Source organism: Brucella pecoris, from assembly GCF_006376675.1.
Classification (GTDB): Bacteria; Pseudomonadota; Alphaproteobacteria; order Rhizobiales; family Rhizobiaceae; genus Brucella; species Brucella pecoris.
In genome coordinates, this window is sequence record NZ_VEWK01000003.1 from 1 (window position 1) to 26,181 (window position 26,181).

Here is a 26,181-nt window from a genome sequence, read left to right on the forward strand (position 1 = left end):
GATGGTGGCGGCATAATCGCGGCGGAAATCCACTTAACGAAACGCCCGAAACTGTTCAGACAAACCGAACCACCTCTCTAATGCACGTTTAGCGTGCTTGATAGATTAGGCAAATCGCATTAGGGGCAGCACCCTCCAGGAGCGCAATTCAATTTGATTACGGCAGATTGGCGCTCCAGTTGTTTGTTCAACGCGCATCAGATCCGAAAACCGTTTCACACTTTTCGGGATGCGTTCTTAGCCTGCAAAGATCACCAGCTTTAAGAATAAGTGAGAAAAAGCTAGGTAAATCAAATAAAAAGGCATTGCAGCAACCGCTAACAGAAGGCATGATTGCACATATGGGGGCTTATATTGCAATCGTCGGAGAGGACGGAATGGATCGCGCCCTTCAAAATGGCAACCAGTCATCGGACGGCACAACCGCAGACGACACGATGACGCTTGAGGCTGTCGAACTGGAGTTCGCGCTCGGAGCCATTGACGTACTGATCGAAGGTTTTGATTCCGCACTTGCCAAGGCTGCCGAACGGGTCGGCGGTGAAGTTCTGTTCAATATGCCTGCTCTCGACACCAGCGAAGCACAACGCATCGGTGCAATTGCCATTGCCGGGCAACCGGAAGATCAGGTTATCTTCGTCACATTGCGCAATGACGGCACGACGTTGTCCGTTGAACCGCCAACGGGCGAAAATGCCGTTTTTGAAAGCCTTGGCCGCAACTACGCCGCCGTCATGAAAAGTCTTTCCCCGAAGGAAAAAGTCAACGGCGCCTGAACGGGATTATTTCGGCGCTACAGGCTTTGGAACGCCCGCATGAAGATTGTGCGGAGCAACCGGGTTGAGTGTCATCGTCGTCTCGACATCCTTGAGACGCACGAATTTCATCCCCTTCGCTTTCAAGGCCAAAACTCCTTTGGCCACCCCCTCACCCGCCGACCGCGTCGGTTGGTTGATATGCGAGATGATGACGTCGCCGTCACGCGCGGCAGCGATGCGGCGCTCGACAGTCGGTGCCAGCAACGAGGCTCCCTGATCACCATTCAACGAATAGCCGCCTATCTTGTAGCCCATGCTGGTGGCAAGCTTGATGGCATCGGTCGAATAACGGGCTGTCGCATCGCGATACCAGATAGGCTTCGACACTCCGGCATCGGTGATCGCCGTCGCACCGGCATCGATTTCCAGATGAACCGCCTCAAGTGATCCTGCTGTCTTGATGCCATACATTTTCGGCTCGTTGGTAATGGCCGGAACATGCATTGCGCCATGGTTCTCGATATCAAACAGATCGGAATTGGCCTTCAAAACCGCCATGGCCGCCTGGTTCTGCTTTATCCATCGTCCCGTCACGAAGATCGTCGCTGGAATACGGTTCTGCACCAGCATGTCCAGAATGCGATGATCGGTCTTGCCCATGCAGGCATCAAGCGTCAACGCCACCTGTGGTGATGCAGTGCCGCCGCGTGCGATATGCAATTGCGGCTCAACGATCCTGATCGTGTCATGCTTGGCCTTGTTCTCCGCCCGCTCTTGCGGCGAGATATCATAGGCACTGGCAATGCCAGCCATGGCTAGAATGACGGCTCCTGCCGCAGCAATACAACGAAGCATGACAATATCTTCTGAAAATGGCTTAACCACCGGAGATTATTCCGGCAGCTAAGCCAAATTGTGGCGTGCTGTCAAACCTTGCGTATGGCCGACTGTGCTGCGGCAAGGCGGGCAATCGGCACGCGGAACGGCGAACAGGAAACATAGTCGAGGCCTGTCTTTTCGCAGAATGCGATCGAAGCCGGATCACCGCCATGCTCGCCACAGATGCCGAGTTTCAGCTTTTCACGGGTCTTTCGCCCGCGTTCGGCGGCGATTTCCACCAGTTCACCAACGCCCTCGAGATCAAGCGACACAAACGGGTCCTGTTCGATCACGCCACGCTGCTGATAGGAGGTCAGGAACGAGGACGCATCGTCGCGTGAAATGCCGAATGTCGTTTGCGTCAAGTCGTTGGTGCCAAACGAGAAGAACTCAGCCGTTTCGGCGATTTCGGCAGCGCGCAAGGCTGCACGCGGCAGTTCGATCATCGTGCCGACCATATAGTCGATCTTGACGCTCGCCTCACCCATGACTTCCCTGGCAACGGCATCGATGCGCGCCTTGACGAAATCCAGTTCGGCTTTCAAACCGACCAGCGGCACCATCACTTCCGGCACCACATGTTCGCCGGTTTTCTTGCCTGCCTCAACGGCGGCTTCGAAAATCGCCCGGGCCTGCATTTCCGCGATTTCCGGATAGGATACAGCCAGACGGCAGCCGCGATGGCCCAGCATCGGGTTGAATTCATGCAGGGCATCCGCGCGTTCGCGCAGCTTTGCCGCATCGACACCCATCGACCGGGCAACCTCCGCGACTTCCTCGTCCGTATGCGGCAGGAACTCATGCAATGGCGGATCAAGCAGACGGATCGTGACCGGGAGCCCCTTCATGATCTCGAAAAGCTCGACGAAATCAGACCTCTGCATCGGCAAAAGCTTTGCGAGAGCCGTGCGGCGGCCTTCTTCATTGTCAGAAAGGATCATTTCGCGCATGGCGACGATGCGGCTTCCGTCGAAGAACATGTGTTCAGTCCGGCAGAGGCCTATGCCTTCCGCACCAAACGAACGCGCCGTGCGGGCATCTGCCGGGGTTTCTGCATTGGCGCGAACCTTCATCCGGCGGGTCCGGTCGGCCCATTCCATCAGCCTGCCGAAATCGCCAGAAAGCTCGGGCTGCAGCATGGCCACAGCGCCTTTCAGGACCTGCCCCGTGCCACCATCGACGGTGACGACATCGCCCTTCTTGAAGGTCTGGCCTGCCGCGAGCATGACGCCATTGCGATAGTCGACGCGAAGCGACCCCGCACCGGAAACGCATGGCTTGCCCATGCCGCGTGCGACAACGGCTGCGTGGCTGGTCATGCCGCCGCGCGTTGTCAGAATGCCTTCCGCTGCATGCATGCCGTGAATATCTTCCGGGCTGGTCTCAATGCGAACGAGAATGACCTTGCGGCCTTCCGACTTTGCCTGTTCGGCTTCTTCCGAAGAGAAGACGATTTCGCCCGTTGCAGCGCCCGGCGACGCCGGGAGGCCCTGACCAATGATCTGGCGCTCCGCACGCGGGTCGATGGTCGGATGCAAAAGCTGATCAAGCGCTGCCGGATCGACGCGCAGAACCGCTTCCTCCTCGGAAATGAGGCCTTCACCTGCCATTTCGACGGCCATCTTCAACGCCGCCTTTGCCGTGCGCTTGCCCGAACGGGTTTGGAGCATCCACAATTTGCCGCGTTCGATAGTGAATTCGAGGTCCTGCATGTCGCGATAATGCTGTTCCAACCGGTCAGCGACCTTGAGGAATTCAGCGAAAGCTTCCGGCATTACCTTTTCAAGCGACGGCTTGTCGGAACCGGCCGCAATGCGCGCTTCCTCGGTGATGTTCTGCGGCGTGCGGATACCGGCAACGACATCTTCACCCTGCGCATTGACGAGAAACTCGCCGTAAAGCTTCTTCTCGCCTGTCGAAGGATTGCGTGTAAACGCAACGCCAGTCGCAGAGGTCTCGCCCATATTGCCAAACACCATGGCCTGCACATTAACCGCCGTGCCCCAGGCCGCCGGGATATTATGCAGCCGCCGATAGGTGATGGCGCGCGCATTCATCCAGCTTGAAAAGACAGCACCTATGGCGCCCCAGAGCTGTTCGCGCGGGTCTTGCGGGAAAGGCTGGCCGAGTTCTTCCTCGACCTTGGCCTTGTAGGAGGCGATGACGCCCTTCCAGTCTTCGGCCGTCAGTGCCGTATCGACCTCAACGCCCAGATCGGCCTTCTTGTCTTCGAGAATTTCTTCAAAGAAGCCATGATCGACACCCAGCACGACATCTGAATACATCTGGATGAAGCGACGGTAGCTGTCATAGGCAAAACGCTCGTCACCCGCCTCGCGGGCGATAGCCTGCACCGTCTCGTCATTGAGACCGAGATTGAGCACCGTATCCATCATGCCCGGCATGGAAGCACGGGCGCCGGAACGCACCGACACCAAAAGTGGCTTTTCGGCATCGCCGAAATTGCGCCCCGTCACTTTTGCGATATGGGCCAGAGCCGCCTGAACCTGATCATTGAGCTCGGATGGATAAGACCGGTCGTGATCGTAATAATAGGTGCAGACTTCGGTCGTGATGGTAAAGCCTGGAGGTACCGGAAGACCAAGGCTGCTCATTTCAGCCAGGTTCGCTCCCTTACCACCGAGAAGATTGCGGTCGCTTGCCGCGCCTTCTGCCTTGCCGTCGCCGAACGTGTACACCCACTTCGCCATCATGGCCTCCTCCTTACTGCAGGATAGGTTCATGAAAGGCTCGCAACGATTACAAGCACTCCCGGAACCAGCTCCTCGTTGCTTATGCGATCGGAAAGGTTGCTGCCAACCAAAAAAACCCCACCGCGACAATAGAATCGATTAAACGCGAGATCAGCGCGGTAAAGGTTCAAATTGGGACGACGAGAAAGCAGAAAAAATCATTATTATGGCTCCAATTATGCTCAATCGTTCGCACAGCCGCAGAAGTAAATTTCAGCAGCGCGGAACGTTCCATCGGTGCGTTTACATTGTACAACAACGTCAACCGAAATCTCCAGCATACGTCGGATGTCAGCGCGTTCGAGTGCGCTTCCCCCTTCCGATTCCTTGACTAGTAACGTCAGTTGCTCGAAGGCAAGTCTGGCAGAATCTGCATGAACTGTTGTGATGGATCCTGGATGGCCCGAGTTTATATTGCGAATATAATAAAACGCGCTTCCATCCCTGAGTTCTTGCAGCAATATACGATCGGGACGCATTCGCAGACACGATTCGAGTAATTCCTTCGGACCTGCATTCGATAAGCCTTGCGAGCCCTTTGAATAAAACAGACGCACCTGATTTGGTTGGGAAATTATAAGTTCCGGGCTGTCTTCAATCGAAATGACACGCTCGTGTTGCGGAATATGTTTGATAAGAGCTTTTGAAAGAGTAGTTTTTGCGGACCCTGTCGCACCAGAGATAATGATATTTTTCCGCGCGATAACAGCTTGACGAAGAAACTCCTTGAATTGCCCTTTTTTGTAGAGTTCTTGTAAACGTTCTTGCTCTTTTGAAAGGGCACGAAAGCTTGTTTGCGTATGAGAGAAAAAGCCATTGGCATCCAGATCATCAAGCGTAAAATCGAGCGATGATGGTTTGCGGATTGTGATGCTGACCGTTCCTTTCGTGGTGGCAGGCGGAATGACAATTTGAATTCGCTCGCCAACTGGAAGTGTTGCCGAAAGTATCGGTCGCGTTTCATTGATGGTTTGATGGGAAAAGCTCGCCACCGCCCGGGCAAGGCGCATGAGTTTTTCAAAGGAAAGCCCAGGAAGATCGTGTATCTGCCAACCACCCGGCCCTTCCGTCAGCACCTGACCGGGGTGATTGACAATGATCTCATATAACGAGCAATCATCCAGGAAGACCGCGAGAGGCTTTAGAAGTTCACGAACGACAGTGCTGTCCTGGGCTTCAGCCATTTGTCCACCTATTTTGTCACAAGCGTCGATGGCGGGTGGAAATCACCCAAAGCTGCCCGATCGAGAATACGATTTCTAGGTTCGGTTACACGAAGCTGGTAAACGCCTGTAAAATCGAGATCGCGAGCGACAAAGATGGAGACCAATTCCCCCTGATGCTTGTTGAGTGTCGGGGCAATATTAATAGATTGCTCCACTGCAATGGCAGCAGCCTGTTTGCCGGCATCTGCGGTATTTTGTGCATCAAAATTGCCGTCTTGCAGACGACTGCTTGCGTAACTTGTCGCATCGCCGACGACGGAAAGGAGAAGCGCACTGCCAAAACGCTCCCACCAATGCGTATCGACCTGCCCATCAACGCCAGCGCGGCCAAGCGCATCGGTTGCTGGCGAGGCAAGCATGACGATCACACCTTGAGGCGTTTTCGCCCTGTTCCAAAGCACAAACAGACGTTTTTGACCCCGTTGGAGGCCGCCACGATATTCCCCGACAAGCTGGGTTCCCCTTTCCATCAGCACCACGCGGCCATTATCGGATAAAACATCGCGGTTGATCACGCAGCTTGCAAACCCCAGCTGATCAGAGGCAAGTGCGGTTTCGAGCACACAAGGGATCGAACTACCCATGGCGATGATGAAATCGCGATTTCCAAGCATACCGGCGCGCGATCCCTCAAGTCGGGTCGGTCGCAGCAGATTTTCGAACCGCTGTTCGTCGGCATTCTGCTGGTTCTGGCCAATAAAATTGCCATCGATTGGCACAAAATTCCCATCTGGCACCGCATTACTGCCGTTCCCGCCCTCGCCTCGTGAGGCCGAATTTTTCTGTCCGCCGCTATAAGCCATAACGGGCGCACGACGGGCGGCATCAAGCAATTCGTCCACTTCGGGCATGGGGTCTTCAAGGACCGGTGTTGGCAGTTTTACCACCGGCTTTTCTTCAACCGGCTCTGTCTTTTCTCTTGCCGCCTCAAAGGGTGTCGTTTGGCGGATCACGACGCGCTCGGTCTGGATATTGTTGTCCTTTGTTTTGCTTCCAGATGTCGACCACAGAGCAAAGCCAATAAACAACACAATGGCGAGTGCAACAGCACCACGCTTGAGGACTGGATTATTGTCGATGCGTGTAGCTGTAACCGTTTCGGCGCGTTCGCCTGGGATCTGATGTTCCTCGATCTCGGCCATCTTAATCACTTCTTCCCCTGTCCCACCAGATCCGGTTTCACGATGCGCTCAACTGAAGGAGACGTCGTGTTTGTGGCAGGGTTGATGCCAATCCGGTCATAGGCTTCGTTGAATACGCACAGCACATCTTTGCCTCGTCGCAGAATGAATTTCCGGCTTAACGCATGGACCATGACCAGATTGCCATCGACAGTTTTGGGCACGAGGGTCTCCGACCCGTCGGAGTTTTCCATATAGATCGCAGGCATTTCCTGATTGCCCGCAAAGGAGAATGTTGTGATTTTACCGTTGTCGTAGACGCTTTGTGGCTCCAGTGCCTCTGCCCCTTGTGCAGAGTACCGCCAGTTGCGCGGACCATATGCCTCGTGAAGCGACAGCACATCGTCAGCATCCTTTGCTTGGACTGTGCGCGCCTGGGCCGCAGCTTGCTGGCGGCGCTGTTCGGCTTCCTCCTGCGGATATCTGAATTTCACATAAAAGTAAGTATTCTCTCCGACTTCTACCGAACCCTCCCGCACCTTAAGTTCCATCTGGTAACTGCGCGTAGACCCGTCCCTGCGTGTCGTTACAACAGAGATATTGGTAACCGGTTGGTTTTCTCGTGGTTTTAAAAACAAGATGTTACCGGCTGGTGCGACTTCCCAGGCAACGCTGTTGCCAAGCGCCACATGTGCAATTTCCTCTTCCCGAGCAAACTCGACTTGAACCGAGGAGCGCAAGGACCCGATGATCCTTGTGATATTGTAAGGCTGATAACTGACAAAGCGGACCCGACTGTCCTGCGATGCTGTTGTCGGTATCTCCAGCGCGAGGACATTGGGCACAGATGACGCCAGAAAATATGTGACAATGATTGGAAAGCGCATCAATCGATTGCCTCCGGATCTGCCCGATATTCGCTAACAGCGAAACCAAGCGGGTTCACCAGTCGGTCTGTCGATGACATGGGTGCGTTGGCGTAGGAATAGGTGAGGGTCGCAACAAAATGTGTTGTCCGCACTTCTTCACCGCGGGTTACGCTACGCATATAGCGTACCGATGCCACGTTCTGATTAATGAGCGCGATGGAGACTATGTTAATCCGCACCGTGGCAGAACGGCCATAGAAATTTTGTGGTGATTGCGGATTGCTGCCACGATAAGTAGCTGCGAACCGCGCCTGTTCGGCTTGCGTAGAGAGAAGCGCAATTGTTCGAAAATTCTCCTGGGCTTCGCTCCAGACATAGCCTTCGCGTCCACGAACATATTTTGCCGCAAAATATTTGGTCACGGCTTCGTCGTAAGTGCCAGCGGTCGCCGATAGCGCTGAAACGACATCAACGATCCCGGTAGAATTGTCGACACGAACCACGAAAGGTTCGACAGTTTTCAGCGGCGCAAGGCTCGCAACGGCGAGGATTGATATGCCGGCAACAATACCGGACGCAATTGCGATCGACCACGCCAAGCGATTTGATCGCTCGACCTGAATCATGCGGTCTTGATCAAAGCGACGCGCTTTCTCGAAATAGCTTTTGAGATTGTCTGTCGTGACCATCAATCCTCGCAATCGCCAAAAGAAGCACCAATATCGAAATGATCAAAAGCCCTGGATGGTTTGCGTTCATCAACAAAGCGCGTGATGGATTCGGCTTTGGACTTCGGCAGTGCACTCGATTTTTCCCATTGCCACATTGCGCGATTCAGTGGTCTTCGCGCATTTCCATCACATTTTGGCAAGGAATTTGTCAGCGACGAACAACTGGCAAGTGCGACCGCGATCCCGAGAACCAAGGTCGGCTTGATCACTGATAAATACCTGTTTTTTATCGCCGCAGACGAGGTCATACGCAGATCTCCTTCGCTCAGAATGCTCTTCTCATCATGCGGGTGCCGCGAGCCATGAACCCGACGCCGCGCGATGTTGCCTTGGCAAGCAATCCTTCATGCGCATCGCGTGAAGCTGTATAGCCGTAAGCCAGAGACGCTCCGCCGGACGCTAGAGCCGAAGCGATGCCTGGAAGCTGATAAAAGACATAAAGAGCGGCAATGCCGATGGCACAAAGCGCGATGGGGCGCATCAAGACATCGGAATAGCCCTCGATTGCAGTAAAAGTGGTGTCGAGACATGCAATCAGCAGTGCTCCAACAGCGACGACAAGAACCTGAAGAATGACAAAATTTGCCACTTGTCCGATCCAAGCCTCTGTGAAGCGTCGCGTCGACTGGAACATGGCAAATGCGATGAAGATTGGGCCGATCGCCAGCACGATGGCTAGTGCCAATCGCGCATAAAGTGAAACGACATAGCCTATTCCCGCGACAAGAAAGCTGACGCCAATCACCAATAATCCGCCAACACCAGTTACAATATCGATGGGCCAGGAGGATCGTGACCAGATGTCGGTCGCTGAGTTCTGTCCTTTATCCAGCAGACTATCGAAAGTCGATGCGCTCGGCGCGGCGCCGGAATTAAGCGCTTGCGAAATCTCGCGCGGCAGCTGTTCGAAAAAAATATTGGTGACATAGGTCTGGTATTCGCTGGCGTTCTTGACCAGCGTCACGATGATCGCAAGCTTGATTGCGCGAAAAGCAAAATCCAGGATGGGTTCATGCACCGAACCGCGCAAGATAAGATAACCAAACAGGATAACGTAAAGGGTCACGGCAACGGTAAGCGGGCCTGAAAGCCATTCGGCAATATTCGACGTCCCATCGGATATGAACATCTCCAACGGCCGCTTGAATTGTCCATCAATAAACTCGAAAACGTGATACACGGTGCTAGCCTCCAAGCGCCTTGCGCATATTCTGGAAACGCAACTTGCTATTGGCCGCTTCGGCATTCATGCAATTGACCGTATTGCGCAACTTACCTGGATTGTTGCGACACTTGTCGAGAATGCGTGACAGCATTCTGTGATCGGCCAGCAAGTCTTCGACCGTGTAGGTCGCTTCTGCTTTCTCTGCGCATGCGGACAGGAGGACGAACGCTGTCAGGATCAGGACATTTTTCATTTCAGCCCCCCCTTCATTGCATCCATGCGACGGCGCCAATCTTCTGCCTTGCGCTGATCATCAACCTGCGTTTGCGCCTGCTGAACCATGCGCAAGCCTTCCATTCGCAGCACATCGGTTTGCACAAAGGCTTGCTCGGCCAGGAGCCTTGCTTGCAAATCGGCAATTTCCTTGGCTTCACTTGCCGTGGAAATTTTCTGACGCAGTTCATCAATTCCTTCGATGCGTTTTGTTGCTGCGTCGTAAATTTTCTGGCCGATCCCCATCTGGCCGGCATTTTTGTTCTGCACACGGGACAGTTCTTTTGCGTAAAAATCGTCGGCAGAGGTTTTGTAGGTCGTATTTTTGTCGAGGAATTTTGTTGCAGCATCGTTCAACGCCCCGCTGCCATTGCCTTCGTATAATCCTTCTACGGCAGCAAATTCCGGCGGAAGGGCTTTTCGGATTGCTGGATCATTGAGAACCTGTGCGACATCCGCCATTTCTGTCAGCTTGTTGAAAGAGGTATAAAGCTCTTCGGCCTTCTCAATCTGCTGATGAAGAGCATCGAGCTGCGATTTCAACTGCGCGATACTTTCCAGATGTTTGGCGATCGCCGTTTGATCAATGACAGGGATGCCCTGCCCCATCGCAGCTCCTGTCGACAAGGTCAGCACTGCAACCATCATTGCGCAAAAACGTCTATAGGAAGCCATCAACTTGCACTCCTTCTTTTCTGGAAAACTGGAAGCCAGTCCGCAGGATCGTTTCCGATTTCAGCGCGGATCGTATCGACAAGCTCGACATTTCCGGTACGACCGGAAAGAACAGCCAGTTCATCATCAAGGCCGTGCAGGTCGAGCTCTGCAACGACGCTGTTGTGCCCCTGCTTCAACAAGAATTGCCGGCTTTCGACTGATAGTTCGCGCGCAATCAGTTCGTATTCACGTTCGGTAAGCTTGAACCCATCGACATAGTCAGCGTGATTACCGCGCGAATTCGGGAGGAAAATCTGCGTCGGACATTGCTCGATTATCGTATGAGCAATTGGAGAGATAATCGCATCGCGTGGGCTTTGTGTAGCAAACAGCATCAGACCATTTTGCTTGCGGATGGTTTTGAGCTTGTTTTGCGCCAGATCGCGAAAGCCATCGTCCTGCAGCGCTTTCCAGAACTCATCGATAACGATGAGTATGCGCCTTCCGTCAATCAGCTGTTCGACACGATGAAACAGATAGGCCATAAGGGGTGTGCGGATTTCTTCATGGTCGAGAAACTCCGTCATGTCGTAGCCGACGAACTTCCCGCCCCTTCCTGCCCTCATCGGGGCAAATTCGTTGAGGCCAATATCGTCATCGTCATTGTCGAAAACCCAGCCAAGCGGCCCTTCGCGTTCCCAACGACGAAGCCTGGCAGCGATCCCTTCAGGATCGGTATTGTTCAAGAATGTGCGTAGTGCACCAATCGTTCGGCGCTCTCTAGGCAGATCTGATAGGCCATCGATCGCAGCAGCGATGTCACGCAGTTCGGTTACGGTCAAATCTCGAACATTGGAGCGAACAAGTTTGCCAACCCACACAGCAAGGAACACTTTATTTTCAGGTGTGAGCTCGAGCGCCTTTAAAGGAGCGCATCCGGTCGGACTACCATTTTTAAGCGGAAGATATGTTCCGCCGGCGGCCCGCACATAAAGGTCGGCTCCACGATCCTTGTCGAAGAACACAACATGAGGATCGTGTTTTTCGAGTTGAGAAAGCATGAAGTTGATGATGACCGTCTTACCGGTTCCCGATGGTCCACACATGAAGGTGTTGCCGAGATCGCCGTAATGAAAATTAAAATAAAACGGCGACCCGGAAGCCGTCTTCAATAGCGCGACAGCTGGCCCCCATTCGTTATTGTCCTTCTGACCGGTCGGATACGAATGATAGGGTGAAAGCGCTGCAAAATTACGCGATGTAATCGCCCCGGACCGTGCACGGTAGCGGAAATTCCCAGGAAGCTGTGCCCACCAGGCGGCCTCCAATCCAAGATCTTCGCGTGCAACGACGGCCCCACCACTCGTAAGACTTGCCCGCGCCTTGGCGAGGTTGTCGGCGAGATCTTTGACGGAGGAAGCAACGACGGCAACCGAAAGATGATGCTCGCCCAGAACAAATCGGTTTGATTCAAGGTCATCCATCGCTTGGTCGAGATCACCAATCTGGGATGCTGCTTTGTCACCACTGCTAAGCATCTGATTTTGCTTACGGCCCAGGATCGATCGAGCGTCTGATTTGGAGGTGAATGCAAAGGATTGCGTCAGGATAAATTCAAATGGACTCGAGAGCACTCCATCGAGCATGCCTATTCTGGTGCGAGCTGGATATTCTTTGAAACTCAGTATACCGGCATAGCGGCTTTCAGCCTCGTGCCGGATCTCGACAGTTTCTCGCCCGATGATAACGCGGTCAGAGTAAATAGCGGAAGAAACTGGTCCTTCCGTCAACGGAACGGGCTCGCGCCTACCACCAACCAGTTGGTGCAAAACTTCGCTCAGTTGTGAATACACAAGCCCGTCTCGCTCATAAACCGAAAGCACGCGCGGGTGAAATCGCTCCAGGCCTGCGGTTACATCAATTACCTTGTCCTGGAGATCTTTAAATGCCTCCTCATCAAGTTCGACATTTTGCACTCGCCTTAGCTTTGAAAAAAATCGTGTCGTTTTATCTGCACCGTAACGGGCCGGAGACCAGAGCAGCGTGAGATAAAGGTCGTTACAAAAGAGGTTTTCGCCAGCCATCTTGAGGCGATATTTTTCGTTAAGGGCGTTCGAAAACGCTGCCGAAAATTCCCCGTCCGGATAACTGTCGTTCCGCCGCCTGATAACATGCGTCCATAAGGCAAGCCGCTCATCGGCGATGTTGCGATAAAGGGTATTGAGGTCACGGTGTAATCCATTCAAATCGAGCACATCCGCCGTTTCGAATGACACTCCTTCCAGTGCGATCATCACCATCAGCGTTCCGGCGTTAAGAGCAATCGTCGTCTCATCGACATGACGGACGTAAGGAATGTAGATTTCCGGTCGAAGTTCCCGGACCTTTAGCTTCATGATGTCAGGCAAGGTTGAGATCCCTTTCATCATATCGACGTATCAGGCAAAGCGGAGATAGCGTTGACCCACCCCAATATCCGCTATTGCGAGATCGACCACGCGTATCCACCCATGCGAGCACAATGCGAAACATGTTATGGTCGTGTTTGATGAGAGCTCGAAAAACGAAATGGAAAACGATGCCGACAAGAGCATAGGAAATCGAGCCAGCAAGGAGATAGAATATCGTCGTTGCCATAACGTTGATGCCCATGGCCTCCATCGTCACGCCAGCAACCATAGCGGGTCGGGTGCAGGCGAGAAACAATGTGTCTTCCTCGAAGATTGGCCCAACACTTGTCATCGCTCAGCTTCCGACGATGGTGCCAACAAGCTCGGATGAACCAGCAATGACGCCGATCCCGATGATCCAGTACCCTGCCCGACGCAAATCCATGTAACCAAACATCCATGCGATGGCGATCACGATTACCGCAATGGTCGCAAGCAGTCTGAATATGTTGCCGGTGAGAAGATCAACGATGTTTTGGAGAATGGTCTCGATGCCAGCGGCTTGTGCAAATGCAGGCTGGCTCACTATCGGCACAATGGCCGCGGCCATAATGCAAGAGGCGACAATTGGACGGAGGCGGCAACAGAAATTCATTCGCTTTGCTCCTTTTGTTTGTTCTGAAACACGAGAACCGATAAATTGCGTGAGTTCCTGAAGACATCCCACGAGGACACAGGTGGGACGGAAGCTGCTTCCTCCAGGGCATTATTAGCCGCGCTCTGCTTGCTTCTGCTTGTCACAGCGGCAACAGATGAATCATGTATAATGCCCCTTTGCTCCACGGCATTTTCGATGACGAGCTTGGCCATGGTTGGCCGCAGTTGTTTGATTTTCTGGAAGACCTGTTCGTCATATCGGACCATTTCACCGATCGAGGCGTCACCGCGCCCATACCAGGATCTCAGCATCTGTTTTTCAGCCCTTACCGGATCGAAATTTTCCTCGACTGCATGGCGATAATACCCATCGAGAAGATGAGCAGTTGTTTTGAGATTCAAACAGGGATCGAATGCGTCAGCGATCGATAGATTTGATTTTCTCAAGTCCTCAAGGCTGATACCACCCAAACCAAGCTGAATGTCCTGCTGCTCGGTGACAAGTGAAGTTGCAACCTCAATCGCTTCGGCTTTTGTCGCTGGTTGCTGCTTGAGCGGCAAATCGCTGTTGATGCGAATATTAAAAGGGGCAAAACCACTTTCCAGGCTGACGACACCGGCGAGCGTTTCGGGCGAAACAAAAGCTGCGCAAGTTTGAGCGAGAACGAGAAACGAAACAGGCATGGCTTAGTACCACACTCTGTGCTTACCCAAGTGATCGATGGTCACATCGATATAACTCGGTTTTTCGCGAACGAATGGCCGGGTGGTTACATATGCCAAGCATTGATTGCGGCTATTGTTTCGCTGCATTCGCGGCGAGATGACCGTCTTTTCAATGGAGGCGACGCTTCTTTCGTTCCGGCAAAAGGCGCCATCCACAGCCTGAAGAGATGTTGAGATACATGTCGCCGCACGTCCGCCTGCACTTTGTCCGGCAAATAGACGATATCCGGATTGACAATAATACGACTCATAGCGCGGCCGCGAACTTTTGAAACCAACACCATTGCAAGTGGGAAATGCATGGCCTCTTGCCAGCCAACTCCAGAGTTTCTGGATAGGCGGTCGACATTCGGAATATTGCATTGGGCCGCCAGGATTGGATAAACACAGGATAACGTGGCATCCCCAGCTTTCGGCGCGAGCGTCGGGAGTTTGAATGAGGTATAGTGAACTGCAACCCATAACCCCTATCGCAAGTTTTAAGAGAAGGCTTCTCATGCTCATAACTCCGTTATCGACCGTCTTTCGACGTTATGATGAAGTAATGTCATCAGCACTCATACTGATCAAATAATGCATAGTTAAAAAAATGGCAAGCTTTTTAAGTGATCGATGGCAAAGTCAGGCGCTGGCGGTCTTCGCGGTTCGTGAAATTCTCGAAAAGCCGCTCGCGGATGAATCACCTCAATCCCGCATCAAACAGATTGGAATGGTAAACATCCTCTATATGATGCATCAGGCTCATGAGCCTTTAACCCTTGCAAATGTTATGGTTTTTACAGGAATGACCCGCGGTGGCGTCATTGAAACGATGGACACTCTTGTACAACGTGGCATTCTGACCGAAACAATGGGCAAAAATTCCATGGGCAGAGGCACAGCGCGACAGTTCGAGTTTGCGCCTGAGATTTTTGCGCAAATTCGGTCAGTTGGTTAGGAACAACATCATCTTTACTGATAAAAATAAATATAGACAAAGCGGCACAGAAGTCGAACTGACCAGCATTCACGACAGCTTCCATTTACACAACTGCTGAATATTTTGGTCGGTTCGGTGAATTTGGCGACGATTGATTTGTGATCGCCACTGACACACGCTTTGTTTACTGTTATCGACACCTAGCTTCAAATTGATGTCAACCTGCATATAACGGAGTTTCATCCTCTTCTAAATATTTTTTCTAGATGGAAACCAGTATATACTATTTCCTTTAATGAATAATAATAAATAACAACAGATAATTGATCGAATTCCATAAAACTCAACAACACCATTAGCCGAAATGAAAATAGAAATTCCGTTTTTCTCATGCTTCATTACGGCCTTTCCATTTGGAAACACAAATGAAGTCGAGTGTCGTTCAGTCGATACCGAAAGACAAAATGGTTTAATCTTGTCTGCTATTACCCTAGACGCACCAACAGCATCTACCGAACGAACGAAACCCTCAATACTCAATTCGTGCATTGCAAACCCTTTCCATATTCTGGATCGCGCTTCAAAGCCGACTATAATCCGAGTTCTGCAGCCTTCTTTTTCGCCTTCATTCCGAATTCGCGCACTACCTTAACGGTATTTAAATCGAAGTCGCGCTCGAGGTAGGCGTGAAACGCCACAAAACTTCTGAAACCTTCTTCATCTTCAAGAGGCACCAAGACTCCAGTCATCAAACGGAATCGCCTTAGAAAATTAAGAAAGCTCTGGCTTCGAATATCCCTGTAGCGGTCGTAGGTGCTATCCCAGACGAAAGCGCGATTACCACCAATTAATTGTGCAAGCAGGACATCACTCTCAATCCAGTTCAGACGCTTATACTCACGCATGACATCCAACGGAATGGTACAGTATGTTGGGTCGAGCAACAGCGATTCCTTGGTTGATTTGTGACAGGAAAGAATGACAGCATCAAAACCTAAGACGGCACAACTTTTGTCAATCGCCCCAAAAAATTGTTTAGGAGACTGCGCGTTCGCAATCGACTCGCTGAGCCTATGAAAACGGGCGGCATCAAAAAGCGGTGCGCTCGATCCACCGTTCGTATTGGCTCCGTGTTTTGCCGCTAATGGAAATGGTCCACTGCCCTGCGGCGTAAACCCATGCGACTTGTTGAATATTGATATTTCGGAGTGACGAATTGCTTCAACAACCGCATGCGTTTTATTCGTCGCACCCAGCTTAATACGTGAATTTCGCAGATGAGTTACGACTGTGGTTTCGGCAACCCCCAGAATAACAGAGATTTCCCATCGTGTTTTTCCCTCTGCGGTCCAATACAACACAATTCTCTCCTGTGAGGTCAGCAGTTTCCGATTGGATTTCTTGAATACACCATCTTTTTGCAACTGTTTTACCTCTAACTGTCGAGCTAAACAGAAGCCCGTGACCTAGAGATCGTTGAATATTCTTTCATATCTTCCAGGAAAAAGACTGCAGAAATCCTTTTGAACTACAAACCCACTACCAGCTAAATTCGTTCAAAGAAATATCGCTCTAAGCTAAGGTGCCGCAAGACCGACCACATGCGTTTGATTATTATAATAGGTGGTTTTGATCGTGAAAATTTGGATTGCTAGATTGCATGAGACTCACAGCTATCTTTGCGAGAAATTTGCGGCTTTGTCGTCAAGAATCCGGCCTTACTCAAGAACGCTTGGCCGAGTTCGCTGGGCTTGATCGAAACTTCATCGGTAAACTCGAACGAGAAGAATGCTCTCCCACCTTGGAGACCATTGAGGCATTGTCTCTCGCCCTGCAAATTAAAGCGGAACGCCTCATTGAGCGCCCCTTCCTAACGCCATAAAAATAAAGCTGATTGGGCCGCTTTTTCCTTATTTATCAATCTTCTGTTGCCGGCGCAGTAGATCGTCCGGCTCGACCGCGAGGGCATCGGCCAGCATCACGAGCGTTAAAATGGTCGGATTGCGCTTCCCCGCTTCCAGCCCACTAATATAGGCACGTGTCTTCGCCGCACGGAAGCTCAATTCTTCCTGCGACAGGCGGCGTTCTCGCCGAATTCTCTGAACATTGAGACCAACAACCGAGCGTATATCCATCTGACGACGGTTGCAGCGACGTACACTATATGACGACACACTATAATGAACATTCCGCTTGACACGTAAGCGACGTAAGGACTTTAATGTACATTATATGGAACAATGTTCTTATAATCGGAACAAAATATGAGCAGCAATCTCTCGCTTGAAAAAGGCCTTCTGATCCTCAATTTGCTCAAAGACGCACGTGAACCCTTAGGTGTGCGGGAAATTGCACGGCGGCTCGAATTGACACCCTCAGTTGCTCAAAGGCTGCTGAATACGTTGGCCGCGCAAGGTCACGTGGAACAAGAGAGCAATCGCCGCTATCAAATTGGTTACGCTGTGCTGGGGCTTGCGCAGCATGTTTTTCAACGCAGCAGACTTCTGAAACTTGCGGAAATAGAACTCAAACAGCTGGCGGCTGGCGGATGTTTCAACGGCTTCCTTGGCGTTAGACGCGGATCTGCTGGCGTTTATGTACTCGCCGTACAATCCGACAGTCCTGTCGTCATTCGCGCCCATCCAGGTGAATCGATGGCGCTTCACTCAACCGCTCTCGGCAAGGCTTTGCTATTCGGTATGAGCGATAGGTTGATTGCAGATCTGCTTGGCCATGAACCGCTACGGCGCCTTACAGAACGAACAGTCGTGGACGTAGACAAATTGGTCGAGCAACTGCGTCTTGGACGCTCGCTCGGGTATGCGACGGCCATGTCGGAAAATCTAGAGGGAGTCATTTCGGTTGGAGCTCCTATTTATGACGCGGCGGGCTCGATAACAGCCGCAATAAGTATCGCGTTTCCACGCGCGGTCTACCCAAAGGTCAAAATCAGCGACGTAGCGAATAAAATAGTTACGGCTGCGGATCGTATCTCGAAAGGATTGGGTTTTGAAGAAACGTAAATTTTGAGGAGGAAAGGATAACCAATGTTACTACACGAAGAACGTCTTCAAACAGCAATGATCAAACATGATCTAGCCGCAATAGTGGCTACGTCACCAGAAAATGTTCTTTACACAAGTGGTTTCTGGTGTCTGCCACAATGGATCAGGCGCGGACCGCAGGCCTTCGTGTTACGTCAGGCGAGAACGGACATTCAACCTGTGGTTGTCATCACCGGGACTTCCACACTCGATCTCCTTGCCGATCAAAACATTGATACAAAAGTCCGTAGATTTGGCTCCTTCACTGTCGATACTGCCTCTTCGACGGAACTCGACGCGGTAAGTTTTAGACAGAAAGAACTCTTCAATCTGCCCGATGACAGCAATGCAATTGATGCCCTTATAACAGAAATCCGCTTGCAAGGGCTGTTAAAGGCCCGCATTGGCCTTGATGAAGGCGGATTATTGCCTGGCGATATAGAGAAGCTGCGTAGCGAGCTCCCCGACGTCAACTGGAGTAAGGCCGCTGCGCTGTTCCGATGGGTTCGTGCTGTTAAGACTTCTGAAGAGATTGAAAGACTCACGACCGTCGGCGCGATTACCGAGAGATCCATTGCTTCTGCGCTTAAAGTTGCGACCGTTGGCGCGACAGAACATGATCTCGCCAGAGTATTTCACGGCCACACGGTCGAGGAAGATGGCTTTCCGGTTTTGGGCTGTATCGGTTTTGGCGAGCGTAGCGCATTGATGAATGTCCAGCCTTCAGATCGTGCACTCATGGCTGGCGATATGATCCGTTTCGATGTCGGCGGCCACTTCAGGCACTATCGTGCGGATATTGCGCGAAATGTCAGCTTTGGAGAGCCATCGCAGGAAATTCGGACCAAGTACAATGCGCTGAACAGAGGCGTTCAGCGAGGTATTGAGCAAATCCGCCCGGGCGTATCCGTATCGAAGATCTTTGAAATCGTTGTCGATACGGTACGTGCAGAGGGTATCCCTCATTACCAACGTAGTCACGTTGGCCACGGCATTGGTCTGGATGGATATGATCTTCCGCTTTTCGCTGCAGACAGCTCCGATATCCTTGAGGAGGGAATGGTTCTTTGCATCGAGACGCCCTATTACGAACTGGGACATATAGGCCTTCAGGTCGAGGATATGCTCGTCGTTCGTTCGGGCGGCGCGGAATTGCTGACCAACAATGGCGACAATCTGATGGTGCTGTGATGATGAACAGGATCACAGCATATTCCTGCTATCGATGTGGCAACGAATTTCCGATTGACCTGCCTATCGATTCACGTGGTTGCCCGTCATGTCTGGAAACCGCGCCTTCGAATCTGAGAGTGGTGTATCGTGCCCCCACTTCTGCAACCTTGACCGTTAAAGGAACAGACCGGTGGCCTTCGCTCTGGCGCTATGCTGAAAGGCTGCCTTTTGATGAGAGCTCTGCTGTCTCGCTAGGCGAAGGCCTGACACCACTCCTTCGATCGGAACGGATCGGTGCGGCGATCGGAGTGCCCAACCTTTTCATCAAGAACGAAGGGTACAATCCAACCTGGTCACACAAGGATCGGTTCTCAACCGTTGTTGTAACGGCCGCGGTAGAGGCAGGTGCGACCGTCGTCGCTACGAGTTCAAGTGGCAACGCAGGTGCATCGCTCGCCGCCTATGCAGCGCGTGCGGGACTTGAATGCTTCGTTGCAACAATTGCTGGCTTAGCTGGCCCAATGTTGTCACAGATTCAGAAGTACGGCGCTAGAATCGTACCCTTCGAGAACAAGCAGGACCGCTGGCCATTTCTAGCGGAAGGTGTCGAACGCTATGGCTGGTTTGCTACGTCGCCTTACAGACATCCTGTTATCGGCAGCCATCCGATCGGCATAGAGGGGTACAAAACTCTCTCCTATGAAATTATCGAGCAGTTCAATGGAAAAGTACCGGACTGGTGCGCGTTTCCGGTCTGCTATGGCGACGCGATCGCGGGTGCCTGGCTCGGGTTTCATGAGTTGATGACAGACGGATTGATCACCCGCATACCGCGCCTACTTGCAGCAGAAGCGCATGGCTCGCTCGTTACAGCGCTTGAAACTGGAAGCGACCGAATACCCGACATGGCTGCTTCGTTCAACGCGCTCGCCGTTTCGATAGGAGCGACAAGAAGCACATATCAGGCCCTCAAGGCGCTGCGCGCTTCCGAAGGTGCCGCCATTCGCGTCGCAAATGATGGTCTAGTTGCCTTTCAAGAGCGAATTGCCGCGACCGAAGGCGTATTTTTGGAGCTTTCCTCCGTGATGCCGCTCGCTGCTATCGCGACAGCACGACGTCAAAACATAATCCGAGGAGATGAAAGCGTTGTCGCGGTTGTCACGGCATCTGGTCTGAAGGACATCGACAAATCCATTTCGGACAAGCCCGTCCTGCACTTCAACAATATCGAAGACGCCCTCAGACATTGCGACATCTAGCGAGGAAAGACCGATACGCCCGTAATTCCACTAACAAGCTGAAGGGGAAGGAAAATGAGACGACGGGAGTTTCTGGCTGCAACAGCCTTCTTTATCGGAGCCGGTCATCGTTTGGCATGGTCGGCTACCAAACCCTATCCCGCCGACAATCCGATGCTGATCGTCGGTTTCGCAGCCGGCGGCGCAGGTGATATCGCATCTCGTGTCGTAACCAATTATGTGAAGCAGGAGCGCGGTCTCATTGCGACACCGGACTTTCGGCCCGGTGCTGGCGGAACAATCGCAACTGACCAGGTGCGAAGAGCATCACCGGATGGCTCGGTTCTGTCGTTATATTCAGTCAGCCCGGCACTGGTTGCACCTCACCTTCAGAAGGTGCCGTACGACACGACAAAGGACTTTACCTATATTGCGAGCTATGCGGGCATTTCCGTTCCCTGTTTTGTGCGAAAAGACAGTCCGCATCAGACCTGGGATCAATTGCTGGACTATTGCCGCAACAACCCGTCGAAGTTGAAGTGGGCGACCGCCGCACCGCGAGGACTTGCCCATATCGCGACCGATGCAGCATTCCGCAAGGAGAAAGCGAAAGCGACATTTGTTCCCTTTCGCGGAGGCGCCGATGCTGTAACCGCACTCCTTGGCGGGCACATCGATATGGTTGTATCGTCAGATTTCGGGCCCCATCTAGCAGCTGGATCGGTACGTTTGCTGGCCGAAACCAGTCCGAACCCGCAAGCGAGCCCGAAAGGCATCGTCAGTTTTGCAGAGCGGGGTTATCCGATCGCCATTCCCGCTTCATACGGCCTGTTCGGTCCCGCCGAGATGCCTTCCGAGATCGTCTCCTGGTGGGAAAAGGCAATCGGGGAGATGGTGTCTAGCCCGATGTATGCGGACTTTTTGAAGCTCATCAATGGCTATCCGATGTTTCAGATGAGTGAAGAATTCACGAGCATGGTCAAGGAAGGATACACCAGCATCGGAAATCAAATCGAAACGATGGAGGAGCACCTATGAACCCGGCTCGTTTCGTTCCCTACGCACTTTCTGCAATTGGGCTCGGATCCGCGGTAAGTGGACTGCGCATGCACCTTTGGGATAATGGTGAACCTGCAGCAGGTCTTTTTCCTTTTCTGGCCGCCCTGCTGCTGATTGCAACGAGCTTGCTTTGCACTATCCAGGCCGTGTCCGGCGAAGATCCAATCGAGATCCCACGCGTCATCGCCTATTGCGTAGCGCTCGCGCTTTTCTGCGTCTTACTGGAAGTCCTCGGGTTTGTAGCCGCGGCATTCTTATTCCTCTTAGGGGTTCTGATGTTCATCGAGCAGATGAAATGGCAGATTGCGGGTTTGTTTTCGGCCGCTGTCGCCGTGGCAACTTGGATCCTGTTTGAAATTCTTCTCTCGGTCCCCCTACCGCACGGCATTTGGAGGCTATAAATGATCGATTCCCTTTCCCAACTCATGATGGGCCTCGGCATTGCTCTAGAACCAACCAATATCGCGGTAGCGCTTCTTGGCGCCGTCCTAGGGACCGCGGTCGGCGTCCTACCTGGTCTAGGGCCTTCCGCGACGGTTAGCTTATTGTTGCCCATTACCATGGTGCTGGATCAAACAAGCGCTATTATCCTGCTCGCCGGCATCTACTATGGATCGCAATATGGTGGTTCGATAACCTCCGTTCTGATGCGGGTCCCCGGAGAAGCCTCAAGCGTGATGACGTGCTTCGACGGCTATCCCATGGCCAAACAGGGCCGGGCCGGCGCCGCTCTCGGCATCAGCGCATTTGGAAGCTTTATCGCAGGCATTTCCGCGACTCTCGCGATTGCGATTGTTGGGCCTGCCTTTACCAAGGTTGCACTTGCTTTCGGGCCGGTCGAGAAGTCATCGATCGTCCTGTTGGGCCTTGTGCTAGCGGCAAACGTTGGCGAGGGGCCGCGTATCCGCGCGTGGACTATGGTGGCGCTCGGTCTGCTTCTCTCAACCGTTGGCGTCGATCTGATTTCCGGAGCGGAACGTTTCACTTTTGAAGTCAGCTACCTGCGCGATGGCTTCAACATCGCCATACTGGCCATGGGCCTGTTTGGCATGAGCGAGGTCCTGATGCTGATCCAACAGAAAGAAGCGCACGAAACCACGAGAATGCCTTCTTATCGGTTGCGCGACCTTCTGCCTAACCGGAAAGACTGGAAAGCCTCGGGCGGGCCGATTGCGCGTGGTACGGTTCTCGGCTTTTTCCTGGGGCTTTTGCCGGGCGGCGGTGCGCTCGTCGCCGGCTTTGCGAGTTACCTCATGGAGAAGAAACTCTCTCGCTCACCTGAGCGGTTCGGCAAAGGGGCGATCGAAGGTGTCGCGGGACCTGAAAGTGCCAACAACGCTGCGGCACAGGCGAGCTTTATTCCCATGCTTTGCCTCGGTATCCCGGCAAATGCGGTGATCGGCATCATCATGGGAGCGCTTCTGATGCAAAATGTCGTTCCAGGACCCCAGATTATCTCGGAACATCCGCAACTCTTCTGGGGGATCGTCGCCAGCATGTTGATCGGCAACGCCATGCTCGTCGTTCTCAACGTTCCTATGATCCGCGTTTTTGTCCTTTTGCTGAAGGTTCCTCAGGCCGTTCTGGCACCGCTGATCGTTCTGTTTTGTGTCATAGGCGCGTTTAGCCTGAAGAACAGCATGTTCGACGTCGGTGTCGTGATCGGATGCGGATTTGTAGCCTACGGGTTGCGTAAGGCCGGCTTCGACATGGCCCCTCTCCTGCTAGCCTTTCTGCTCGGCTCCCTACTTGAGGAAAATCTGCGTCAGAGCCTTATTCTCGGCGACGGTAGCCCTATGATTTTCACCGAAAGCCCGATCAGCATCTGCCTGATCCTGTTCACGCTGGCCATTCTGATCATTCCAATGATCAAGAACATTGGCGTCTGGTTCGTCCGCCGGCCCTCGTGAAAAAAGGAGCTACGACATCAAAGCGTCGCGCCGCCATCAATCTCCGAACGCTCAATTACTTTAACAGCATATTGACGCGGCCCGAATTCTGCGAGCCAATCATATGCGACTACAACGCGAGAGGCCCAATATGCAGCATGAACATCTCAAGACGATCGAACAACGGCTTCTATGGCTGTCACACTGGATGATTCATCATGCCAACCACATCCGTCCAAAGGAGGACGGGATAAAGGTTGGCGGGCATCAGGCGTCGTCCGCTTCTCTGGTATCAATTATGACGGCGCTTTATTTCTCCGCACTGCGGCCGCAGGACCGCGTTGCCGTCAAACCCCACGCCTCACCTGTTTTTCATGCCATCCAGTATCTGATGGGCAACCAGACGCGAGAGAAAATGGAAAACTTTCGGGGTTTCCATGGGGCACAAAGCTATCCCAGCCGCACCAAAGACATCGATGACGTTGATTTCTCGACTGGCTCTGTCGGCCTCGGTGTCGCGATCACGTCCTTTGCTTCCATGATTCAGGACTACATTACATCGAAGAATTGGAGCAAAGACTTATGCCTTGGCCGGATGATCGCATTGGTCGGGGATGCCGAACTCGATGAAGGCAATGTCTATGAATGCCTGCAGGAGGGTTGGAAACACGGCTTGCGCAACACTTGGTGGATCATCGACTACAACCGGCAATCACTCGACGGCATCGTTCAGGAAGGCTTGTTTCGACGGATCGAAGACATTTTCAACGCTTTCGGCTGGGACGTTATCAGGATCAAATATGGCGCATTGCAACGCGCGGCCTTCGAGGAACCCGGTGGGGAGCGGCTCCGGGAATGGATCGACAATTGTCCAAATCAGCTTTATTCGGCGCTGACCTTCATGGGCGGAGCCGTCTGGCGCAAGCGTCTCATGAACGATCTCGGCGATCAGGGCGATGTCACCGCTCTGATCGAAAAGCGTAACGACGTCGAACTCGCCGAACTTATGGAAAATCTCGGCGGCAATTGCGTGAGCACCATGGCCGGGACATTTGCCGAGATCGATCATGACCGACCGGTGTGCTTTCTAGCATATACTATTAAAGGATGGGGCACCCCGATCGCCGGACATAAGGACAATCACGGCGGCCTTATGACAAAGGCCCAGATGGCTGAATGGCAAACGCATATGGGCGTTCCTGAAGGGCAGGAATGGGATCGATGGGCAACGGTCGAGGATCCGCAGCAGTTGCAGACGCTTCTCGACACAGTGCCATTTTTTGCCAATGGCCGACGACGTCACCACGACGCTCCCATTGTGGTACCAGCGATCCCGACAAGCGCCGAGCGAGAAATCTCGACACAGATGGCTTTTGGTAAAATCCTGGACGAATTGTCGAAAACAGACTCGGAACTAGCCGCGCGCATTGTAACGATGTCGCCCGATGTTACAGGAACGACCAATCTTGGGCCATGGGTCAACCGGCGCAAACTGTTTGCCCGCGAAAAACGCCCCGACACTTTCATCGATCATAAGATACCTTCAACCGCAAAATGGGAATTCACCCCGGCTGGCCAGCATATTGAACTCGGCATTGCGGAAATGAATCTCTTCCTGCTGTTGGGCGCGGCTGGCCTTTCACACTCTCTTTTCGGCAAGCGCCTTCTACCGATCGGAACTGTCTACGACCCATTCGTAGGGCGCGGCTTGGATGCCTTGAATTACGCCTGCTATCAGGATGCACGATTCATCATCGTGGGAACGCCTTCCGGTGTGACATTGGCGCCTGAAGGTGGCGCACACCAATCGATTGGATCTCCGCTCATCGGGATGTCGCAGGATGGGCTTGCTGCTTTCGAGCCAGCATTCGCCGACGAACTTGCTGTTATTATGAACTGGGCATTCGACTATGTGCAGCGGGACGGAAGCGGCGATCCCGATGAAAGGACCTGGCTTAGAGACGAAACCGGTGGGTCGGTCTATCTGCGCCTTTCAACCAATCCGATCGAGCAGCCGACCAAGCGGCTCAATGATCGATTCCGACAAGGCGCGGTTGACGGAGCCTATTGGCTGCGTGAACCTGGACCGAATTGCGAGGTGGTCATCGCCTACCAGGGTGTGATCGCGTCCGAGGCTATCAAGGCCGCTGGCATCATCGGTGAAGGGCGGCGCGATATCGGCGTGTTGGCAGTTACATCTGCCGACCGGCTTCATGCGGGCTGGACCGCCGCACAACGCGCACGTGCCCGGGGTCTCACGCAAGCCGAGTGCCACGTCGAAAAACTGATGAACGATGTCCCCCCGCACTGCAAATTCGTTACCGTCATCGATGGGCATCCCGCGACCCTGTCCTGGCTCGGTTCGGTTACCGGTCATAAGACGATTCCGCTCGGGGTCGAGCATTTCGGTCAGACAGGAACGATTGGCGACCTTTACAGCCATTTTGGTATCGACGCGCGTGGGATCGTTGATAAGGTGAATGGCCTCACCCATGGTAAACCCTTACTGGGTGCAGCTGCCTGAGACGACCTGCTATTGCAATGTATGACTTGACCGAAGCGCCAAACTTCTACTGCTTAAGGCGCTTCACGGTTGAGTCACTTCAAAATAAAAAACTACTGGTCAGAATTCGAGACCGTATCCATTCGTAAGC

At 52.8% G+C, this 26,181-nt stretch carries 27 protein-coding genes; 10 read left to right on the plus strand and 17 right to left on the minus strand.

Annotated features, from left to right (window positions below; genetic code table 11):
• The first annotated feature begins 377 nt into the window (after positions 1-377).
• Positions 378-776, plus strand: a complete 399-nt coding sequence (locus FIB18_RS06535; RefSeq protein WP_114048364.1) for a hypothetical protein — start codon at positions 378-380, stop codon at positions 774-776.
• 6 nt (positions 777-782) lie between these two features.
• Here the strand turns inward: FIB18_RS06535 and FIB18_RS06540 are convergent, their stop codons facing one another.
• From FIB18_RS06540 to FIB18_RS25155, 15 genes are all read right to left on the minus strand, one after another.
• Positions 783-1,613: a polysaccharide deacetylase family protein gene (locus tag FIB18_RS06540; protein ID WP_140019957.1), complete on the minus strand. Its 831-nt coding sequence runs from the start codon at positions 1,611-1,613 to the stop codon at positions 783-785.
• A gap of 71 nt (positions 1,614-1,684) precedes the next feature.
• Positions 1,685-4,348, minus strand: a complete 2,664-nt coding sequence (gene ppdK, locus FIB18_RS06545; RefSeq protein ID WP_140020346.1) for a pyruvate, phosphate dikinase — start codon at positions 4,346-4,348, stop codon at positions 1,685-1,687.
• Positions 4,349-4,572: 224 nt separating this feature from the next.
• Positions 4,573-5,574, minus strand: a complete 1,002-nt coding sequence (gene virB11 / locus FIB18_RS06550; protein ID WP_140019958.1) for a P-type DNA transfer ATPase VirB11 — start codon at positions 5,572-5,574, stop codon at positions 4,573-4,575.
• A gap of 8 nt (positions 5,575-5,582) precedes the next feature.
• Entirely contained in the window at positions 5,583-6,758 is a 1,176-nt protein-coding gene (virB10, locus tag FIB18_RS06555; protein ID WP_140019959.1) for a type IV secretion system protein VirB10, read from the minus strand.
• Between the two features lie 5 nt (positions 6,759-6,763).
• Positions 6,764-7,624, minus strand: a complete 861-nt coding sequence (gene virB9 / locus FIB18_RS06560; RefSeq protein ID WP_140020347.1) for a P-type conjugative transfer protein VirB9 — start codon at positions 7,622-7,624, stop codon at positions 6,764-6,766.
• Positions 7,624-8,295, minus strand: coding sequence for a virB8 family protein (locus FIB18_RS06565; protein ID WP_140019960.1), 672 nt, complete (start codon positions 8,293-8,295; stop codon positions 7,624-7,626). Before FIB18_RS06565 ends, virB9 begins: the two co-directional genes overlap by 1 nt.
• Entirely contained in the window at positions 8,295-8,585 is a 291-nt protein-coding gene (locus tag FIB18_RS06570; RefSeq protein WP_210296047.1) for a hypothetical protein, read from the minus strand. Before FIB18_RS06570 ends, FIB18_RS06565 begins: the two co-directional genes overlap by 1 nt.
• A 17-nt stretch (positions 8,586-8,602) precedes the next feature.
• Complete coding sequence (locus FIB18_RS06575; RefSeq protein ID WP_140019961.1) at positions 8,603-9,517, minus strand: type IV secretion system protein; 915 nt, start codon at positions 9,515-9,517, stop codon at positions 8,603-8,605.
• Positions 9,518-9,521: 4 nt separating this feature from the next.
• Complete coding sequence (locus FIB18_RS06580) at positions 9,522-9,755, minus strand: EexN family lipoprotein (protein ID WP_140019962.1); 234 nt, start codon at positions 9,753-9,755, stop codon at positions 9,522-9,524.
• On the minus strand, positions 9,752-10,450 hold the full coding sequence (gene virB5, locus FIB18_RS06585; protein WP_140020349.1) for a P-type DNA transfer protein VirB5: 699 nt from the start codon (positions 10,448-10,450) through the stop codon (positions 9,752-9,754). The genes FIB18_RS06580 and virB5 overlap by 4 nt, the downstream gene beginning before the upstream one ends.
• Entirely contained in the window at positions 10,450-12,858 is a 2,409-nt protein-coding gene (locus FIB18_RS06590; protein WP_174977401.1) for a VirB4 family type IV secretion/conjugal transfer ATPase, read from the minus strand. The genes virB5 and FIB18_RS06590 overlap by 1 nt, the downstream gene beginning before the upstream one ends.
• Entirely contained in the window at positions 12,833-13,174 is a 342-nt protein-coding gene (locus tag FIB18_RS06595; RefSeq protein WP_140019963.1) for a type IV secretion system protein VirB3, read from the minus strand. The genes FIB18_RS06590 and FIB18_RS06595 overlap by 26 nt, the downstream gene beginning before the upstream one ends.
• 3 nt (positions 13,175-13,177) lie before the next feature.
• Entirely contained in the window at positions 13,178-13,477 is a 300-nt protein-coding gene (locus FIB18_RS06600) for a TrbC/VirB2 family protein (RefSeq protein WP_140019964.1), read from the minus strand.
• Entirely contained in the window at positions 13,474-14,163 is a 690-nt protein-coding gene (locus FIB18_RS06605) for a lysozyme family protein (RefSeq protein WP_140019965.1), read from the minus strand. Before FIB18_RS06605 ends, FIB18_RS06600 begins: the two co-directional genes overlap by 4 nt.
• Before the next feature lie 3 nt (positions 14,164-14,166).
• Positions 14,167-14,703 (minus strand): hypothetical protein, encoded by a 537-nt coding sequence (locus tag FIB18_RS25155; RefSeq protein WP_140019966.1) that lies wholly within the window; start codon positions 14,701-14,703, stop codon positions 14,167-14,169.
• 91 nt (positions 14,704-14,794) lie between these two features.
• Here FIB18_RS25155 and FIB18_RS06615 point away from each other — a divergent pair, with 91 nt between their 5' ends.
• A complete protein-coding gene (locus tag FIB18_RS06615; RefSeq protein ID WP_140019967.1) occupies positions 14,795-15,142 on the plus strand; it encodes a transcriptional regulator in 348 nt (115 codons plus the stop codon).
• A 572-nt stretch (positions 15,143-15,714) separates the two neighbouring features.
• Here the strand turns inward: FIB18_RS06615 and FIB18_RS06625 are convergent.
• The gene (locus FIB18_RS06625; protein ID WP_140019969.1) at positions 15,715-16,548 is read right to left on the minus strand and encodes a LuxR C-terminal-related transcriptional regulator; all 834 of its coding nucleotides are present in this window, start codon (positions 16,546-16,548) and stop codon (positions 15,715-15,717) included.
• 236 nt (positions 16,549-16,784) lie between these two features.
• Between FIB18_RS06625 and FIB18_RS06630 the strand changes: the two genes are divergently transcribed.
• Entirely contained in the window at positions 16,785-17,006 is a 222-nt protein-coding gene (locus tag FIB18_RS06630; protein WP_140019970.1) for a helix-turn-helix domain-containing protein, read from the plus strand.
• 28 nt (positions 17,007-17,034) lie between these two features.
• Here FIB18_RS06630 and FIB18_RS06635 read toward each other — a convergent pair whose 3' ends face one another.
• The gene (locus FIB18_RS06635) at positions 17,035-17,259 is read right to left on the minus strand and encodes a helix-turn-helix domain-containing protein (protein WP_140019971.1); all 225 of its coding nucleotides are present in this window, start codon (positions 17,257-17,259) and stop codon (positions 17,035-17,037) included.
• A 129-nt stretch (positions 17,260-17,388) separates the two neighbouring features.
• On the opposite strand from FIB18_RS06635, the gene FIB18_RS06640 reads away from it, so the two are divergent.
• The 7 genes from FIB18_RS06640 to FIB18_RS06670 all read left to right on the plus strand — a co-directional run bounded on the left by FIB18_RS06640 (position 17,389) and on the right by FIB18_RS06670 (position 26,051).
• Positions 17,389-18,147, plus strand: coding sequence for an IclR family transcriptional regulator (locus tag FIB18_RS06640; protein WP_140019972.1), 759 nt, complete (start codon positions 17,389-17,391; stop codon positions 18,145-18,147).
• Positions 18,148-18,171: 24 nt separating this feature from the next.
• Entirely contained in the window at positions 18,172-19,359 is a 1,188-nt protein-coding gene (locus FIB18_RS06645) for a M24 family metallopeptidase (RefSeq protein ID WP_140019973.1), read from the plus strand.
• Positions 19,359-20,600, plus strand: coding sequence for a pyridoxal-phosphate dependent enzyme (locus FIB18_RS06650; protein WP_235894849.1), 1,242 nt, complete (start codon positions 19,359-19,361; stop codon positions 20,598-20,600). Before FIB18_RS06645 ends, FIB18_RS06650 begins: the two co-directional genes overlap by 1 nt.
• 54 nt (positions 20,601-20,654) lie before the next feature.
• A complete protein-coding gene (locus FIB18_RS06655; RefSeq protein WP_140019974.1) occupies positions 20,655-21,617 on the plus strand; it encodes a tripartite tricarboxylate transporter substrate binding protein in 963 nt (320 codons plus the stop codon).
• A complete protein-coding gene (locus FIB18_RS06660) occupies positions 21,614-22,039 on the plus strand; it encodes a tripartite tricarboxylate transporter TctB family protein (protein ID WP_140019975.1) in 426 nt (141 codons plus the stop codon). The genes FIB18_RS06655 and FIB18_RS06660 overlap by 4 nt, the downstream gene beginning before the upstream one ends.
• Complete coding sequence (locus tag FIB18_RS06665; RefSeq protein WP_140019976.1) at positions 22,040-23,548, plus strand: tripartite tricarboxylate transporter permease; 1,509 nt, start codon at positions 22,040-22,042, stop codon at positions 23,546-23,548.
• Positions 23,549-23,678: 130 nt separating this feature from the next.
• Positions 23,679-26,051 carry a transketolase gene (locus FIB18_RS06670; RefSeq protein WP_140019977.1) on the plus strand — a complete coding sequence of 791 codons (2,373 nt, stop codon included), beginning with the start codon at positions 23,679-23,681 and terminating at the stop codon, positions 26,049-26,051.
• Positions 26,052-26,181: the final 130 nt, after the last annotated feature.

What these genes read in the sequence shown, in the direction of transcription:
- FIB18_RS06655 (WP_140019974.1), top strand. Translation starts at nt 20,655, where the DNA reads ATGAGACGACGGGAGTTTCTGGCTGCAACAGCCTTCTTTATCGGAGCC.
- FIB18_RS06670 (WP_140019977.1), top strand. Translation starts at nt 23,679, where the DNA reads ATGCAGCATGAACATCTCAAGACGATCGAACAACGGCTTCTATGGCTG.
- FIB18_RS06640 (WP_140019972.1), top strand. Translation starts at nt 17,389, where the DNA reads ATGAGCAGCAATCTCTCGCTTGAAAAAGGCCTTCTGATCCTCAATTTG.
- FIB18_RS06665 (WP_140019976.1), top strand. Translation starts at nt 22,040, where the DNA reads ATGATCGATTCCCTTTCCCAACTCATGATGGGCCTCGGCATTGCTCTA.
- FIB18_RS06600 (WP_140019964.1), bottom strand. Translation starts at nt 13,477, where the DNA reads ATGAATTTCTGTTGCCGCCTCCGTCCAATTGTCGCCTCTTGCATTATG.
- FIB18_RS06535 (WP_114048364.1), top strand. Translation starts at nt 378, where the DNA reads ATGGATCGCGCCCTTCAAAATGGCAACCAGTCATCGGACGGCACAACC.
- FIB18_RS06595 (WP_140019963.1), bottom strand. Translation starts at nt 13,174, where the DNA reads ATGACAAGTGTTGGGCCAATCTTCGAGGAAGACACATTGTTTCTCGCC.
- FIB18_RS06590 (WP_174977401.1), bottom strand. Translation starts at nt 12,858, where the DNA reads ATGAAAGGGATCTCAACCTTGCCTGACATCATGAAGCTAAAGGTCCGG.
- virB5 (WP_140020349.1), bottom strand. Translation starts at nt 10,450, where the DNA reads ATGGCTTCCTATAGACGTTTTTGCGCAATGATGGTTGCAGTGCTGACC.
- FIB18_RS06580 (WP_140019962.1), bottom strand. Translation starts at nt 9,755, where the DNA reads ATGAAAAATGTCCTGATCCTGACAGCGTTCGTCCTCCTGTCCGCATGC.
- virB9 (WP_140020347.1), bottom strand. Translation starts at nt 7,624, where the DNA reads ATGCGCTTTCCAATCATTGTCACATATTTTCTGGCGTCATCTGTGCCC.
- FIB18_RS06660 (WP_140019975.1), top strand. Translation starts at nt 21,614, where the DNA reads ATGAACCCGGCTCGTTTCGTTCCCTACGCACTTTCTGCAATTGGGCTC.
- FIB18_RS06630 (WP_140019970.1), top strand. Translation starts at nt 16,785, where the DNA reads ATGAGACTCACAGCTATCTTTGCGAGAAATTTGCGGCTTTGTCGTCAA.
- FIB18_RS25155 (WP_140019966.1), bottom strand. Translation starts at nt 14,703, where the DNA reads ATGAGAAGCCTTCTCTTAAAACTTGCGATAGGGGTTATGGGTTGCAGT.
- FIB18_RS06635 (WP_140019971.1), bottom strand. Translation starts at nt 17,259, where the DNA reads ATGGATATACGCTCGGTTGTTGGTCTCAATGTTCAGAGAATTCGGCGA.
- FIB18_RS06645 (WP_140019973.1), top strand. Translation starts at nt 18,172, where the DNA reads ATGTTACTACACGAAGAACGTCTTCAAACAGCAATGATCAAACATGAT.
- FIB18_RS06605 (WP_140019965.1), bottom strand. Translation starts at nt 14,163, where the DNA reads ATGCCTGTTTCGTTTCTCGTTCTCGCTCAAACTTGCGCAGCTTTTGTT.
- virB10 (WP_140019959.1), bottom strand. Translation starts at nt 6,758, where the DNA reads ATGGCCGAGATCGAGGAACATCAGATCCCAGGCGAACGCGCCGAAACG.
- FIB18_RS06570 (WP_210296047.1), bottom strand. Translation starts at nt 8,585, where the DNA reads ATGACCTCGTCTGCGGCGATAAAAAACAGGTATTTATCAGTGATCAAG.
- FIB18_RS06540 (WP_140019957.1), bottom strand. Translation starts at nt 1,613, where the DNA reads ATGCTTCGTTGTATTGCTGCGGCAGGAGCCGTCATTCTAGCCATGGCT.
- FIB18_RS06565 (WP_140019960.1), bottom strand. Translation starts at nt 8,295, where the DNA reads ATGGTCACGACAGACAATCTCAAAAGCTATTTCGAGAAAGCGCGTCGC.
- virB11 (WP_140019958.1), bottom strand. Translation starts at nt 5,574, where the DNA reads ATGGCTGAAGCCCAGGACAGCACTGTCGTTCGTGAACTTCTAAAGCCT.
- FIB18_RS06615 (WP_140019967.1), top strand. Translation starts at nt 14,795, where the DNA reads ATGGCAAGCTTTTTAAGTGATCGATGGCAAAGTCAGGCGCTGGCGGTC.
- FIB18_RS06650 (WP_235894849.1), top strand. Translation starts at nt 19,359, where the DNA reads ATGATGAACAGGATCACAGCATATTCCTGCTATCGATGTGGCAACGAA.
- ppdK (WP_140020346.1), bottom strand. Translation starts at nt 4,348, where the DNA reads ATGGCGAAGTGGGTGTACACGTTCGGCGACGGCAAGGCAGAAGGCGCG.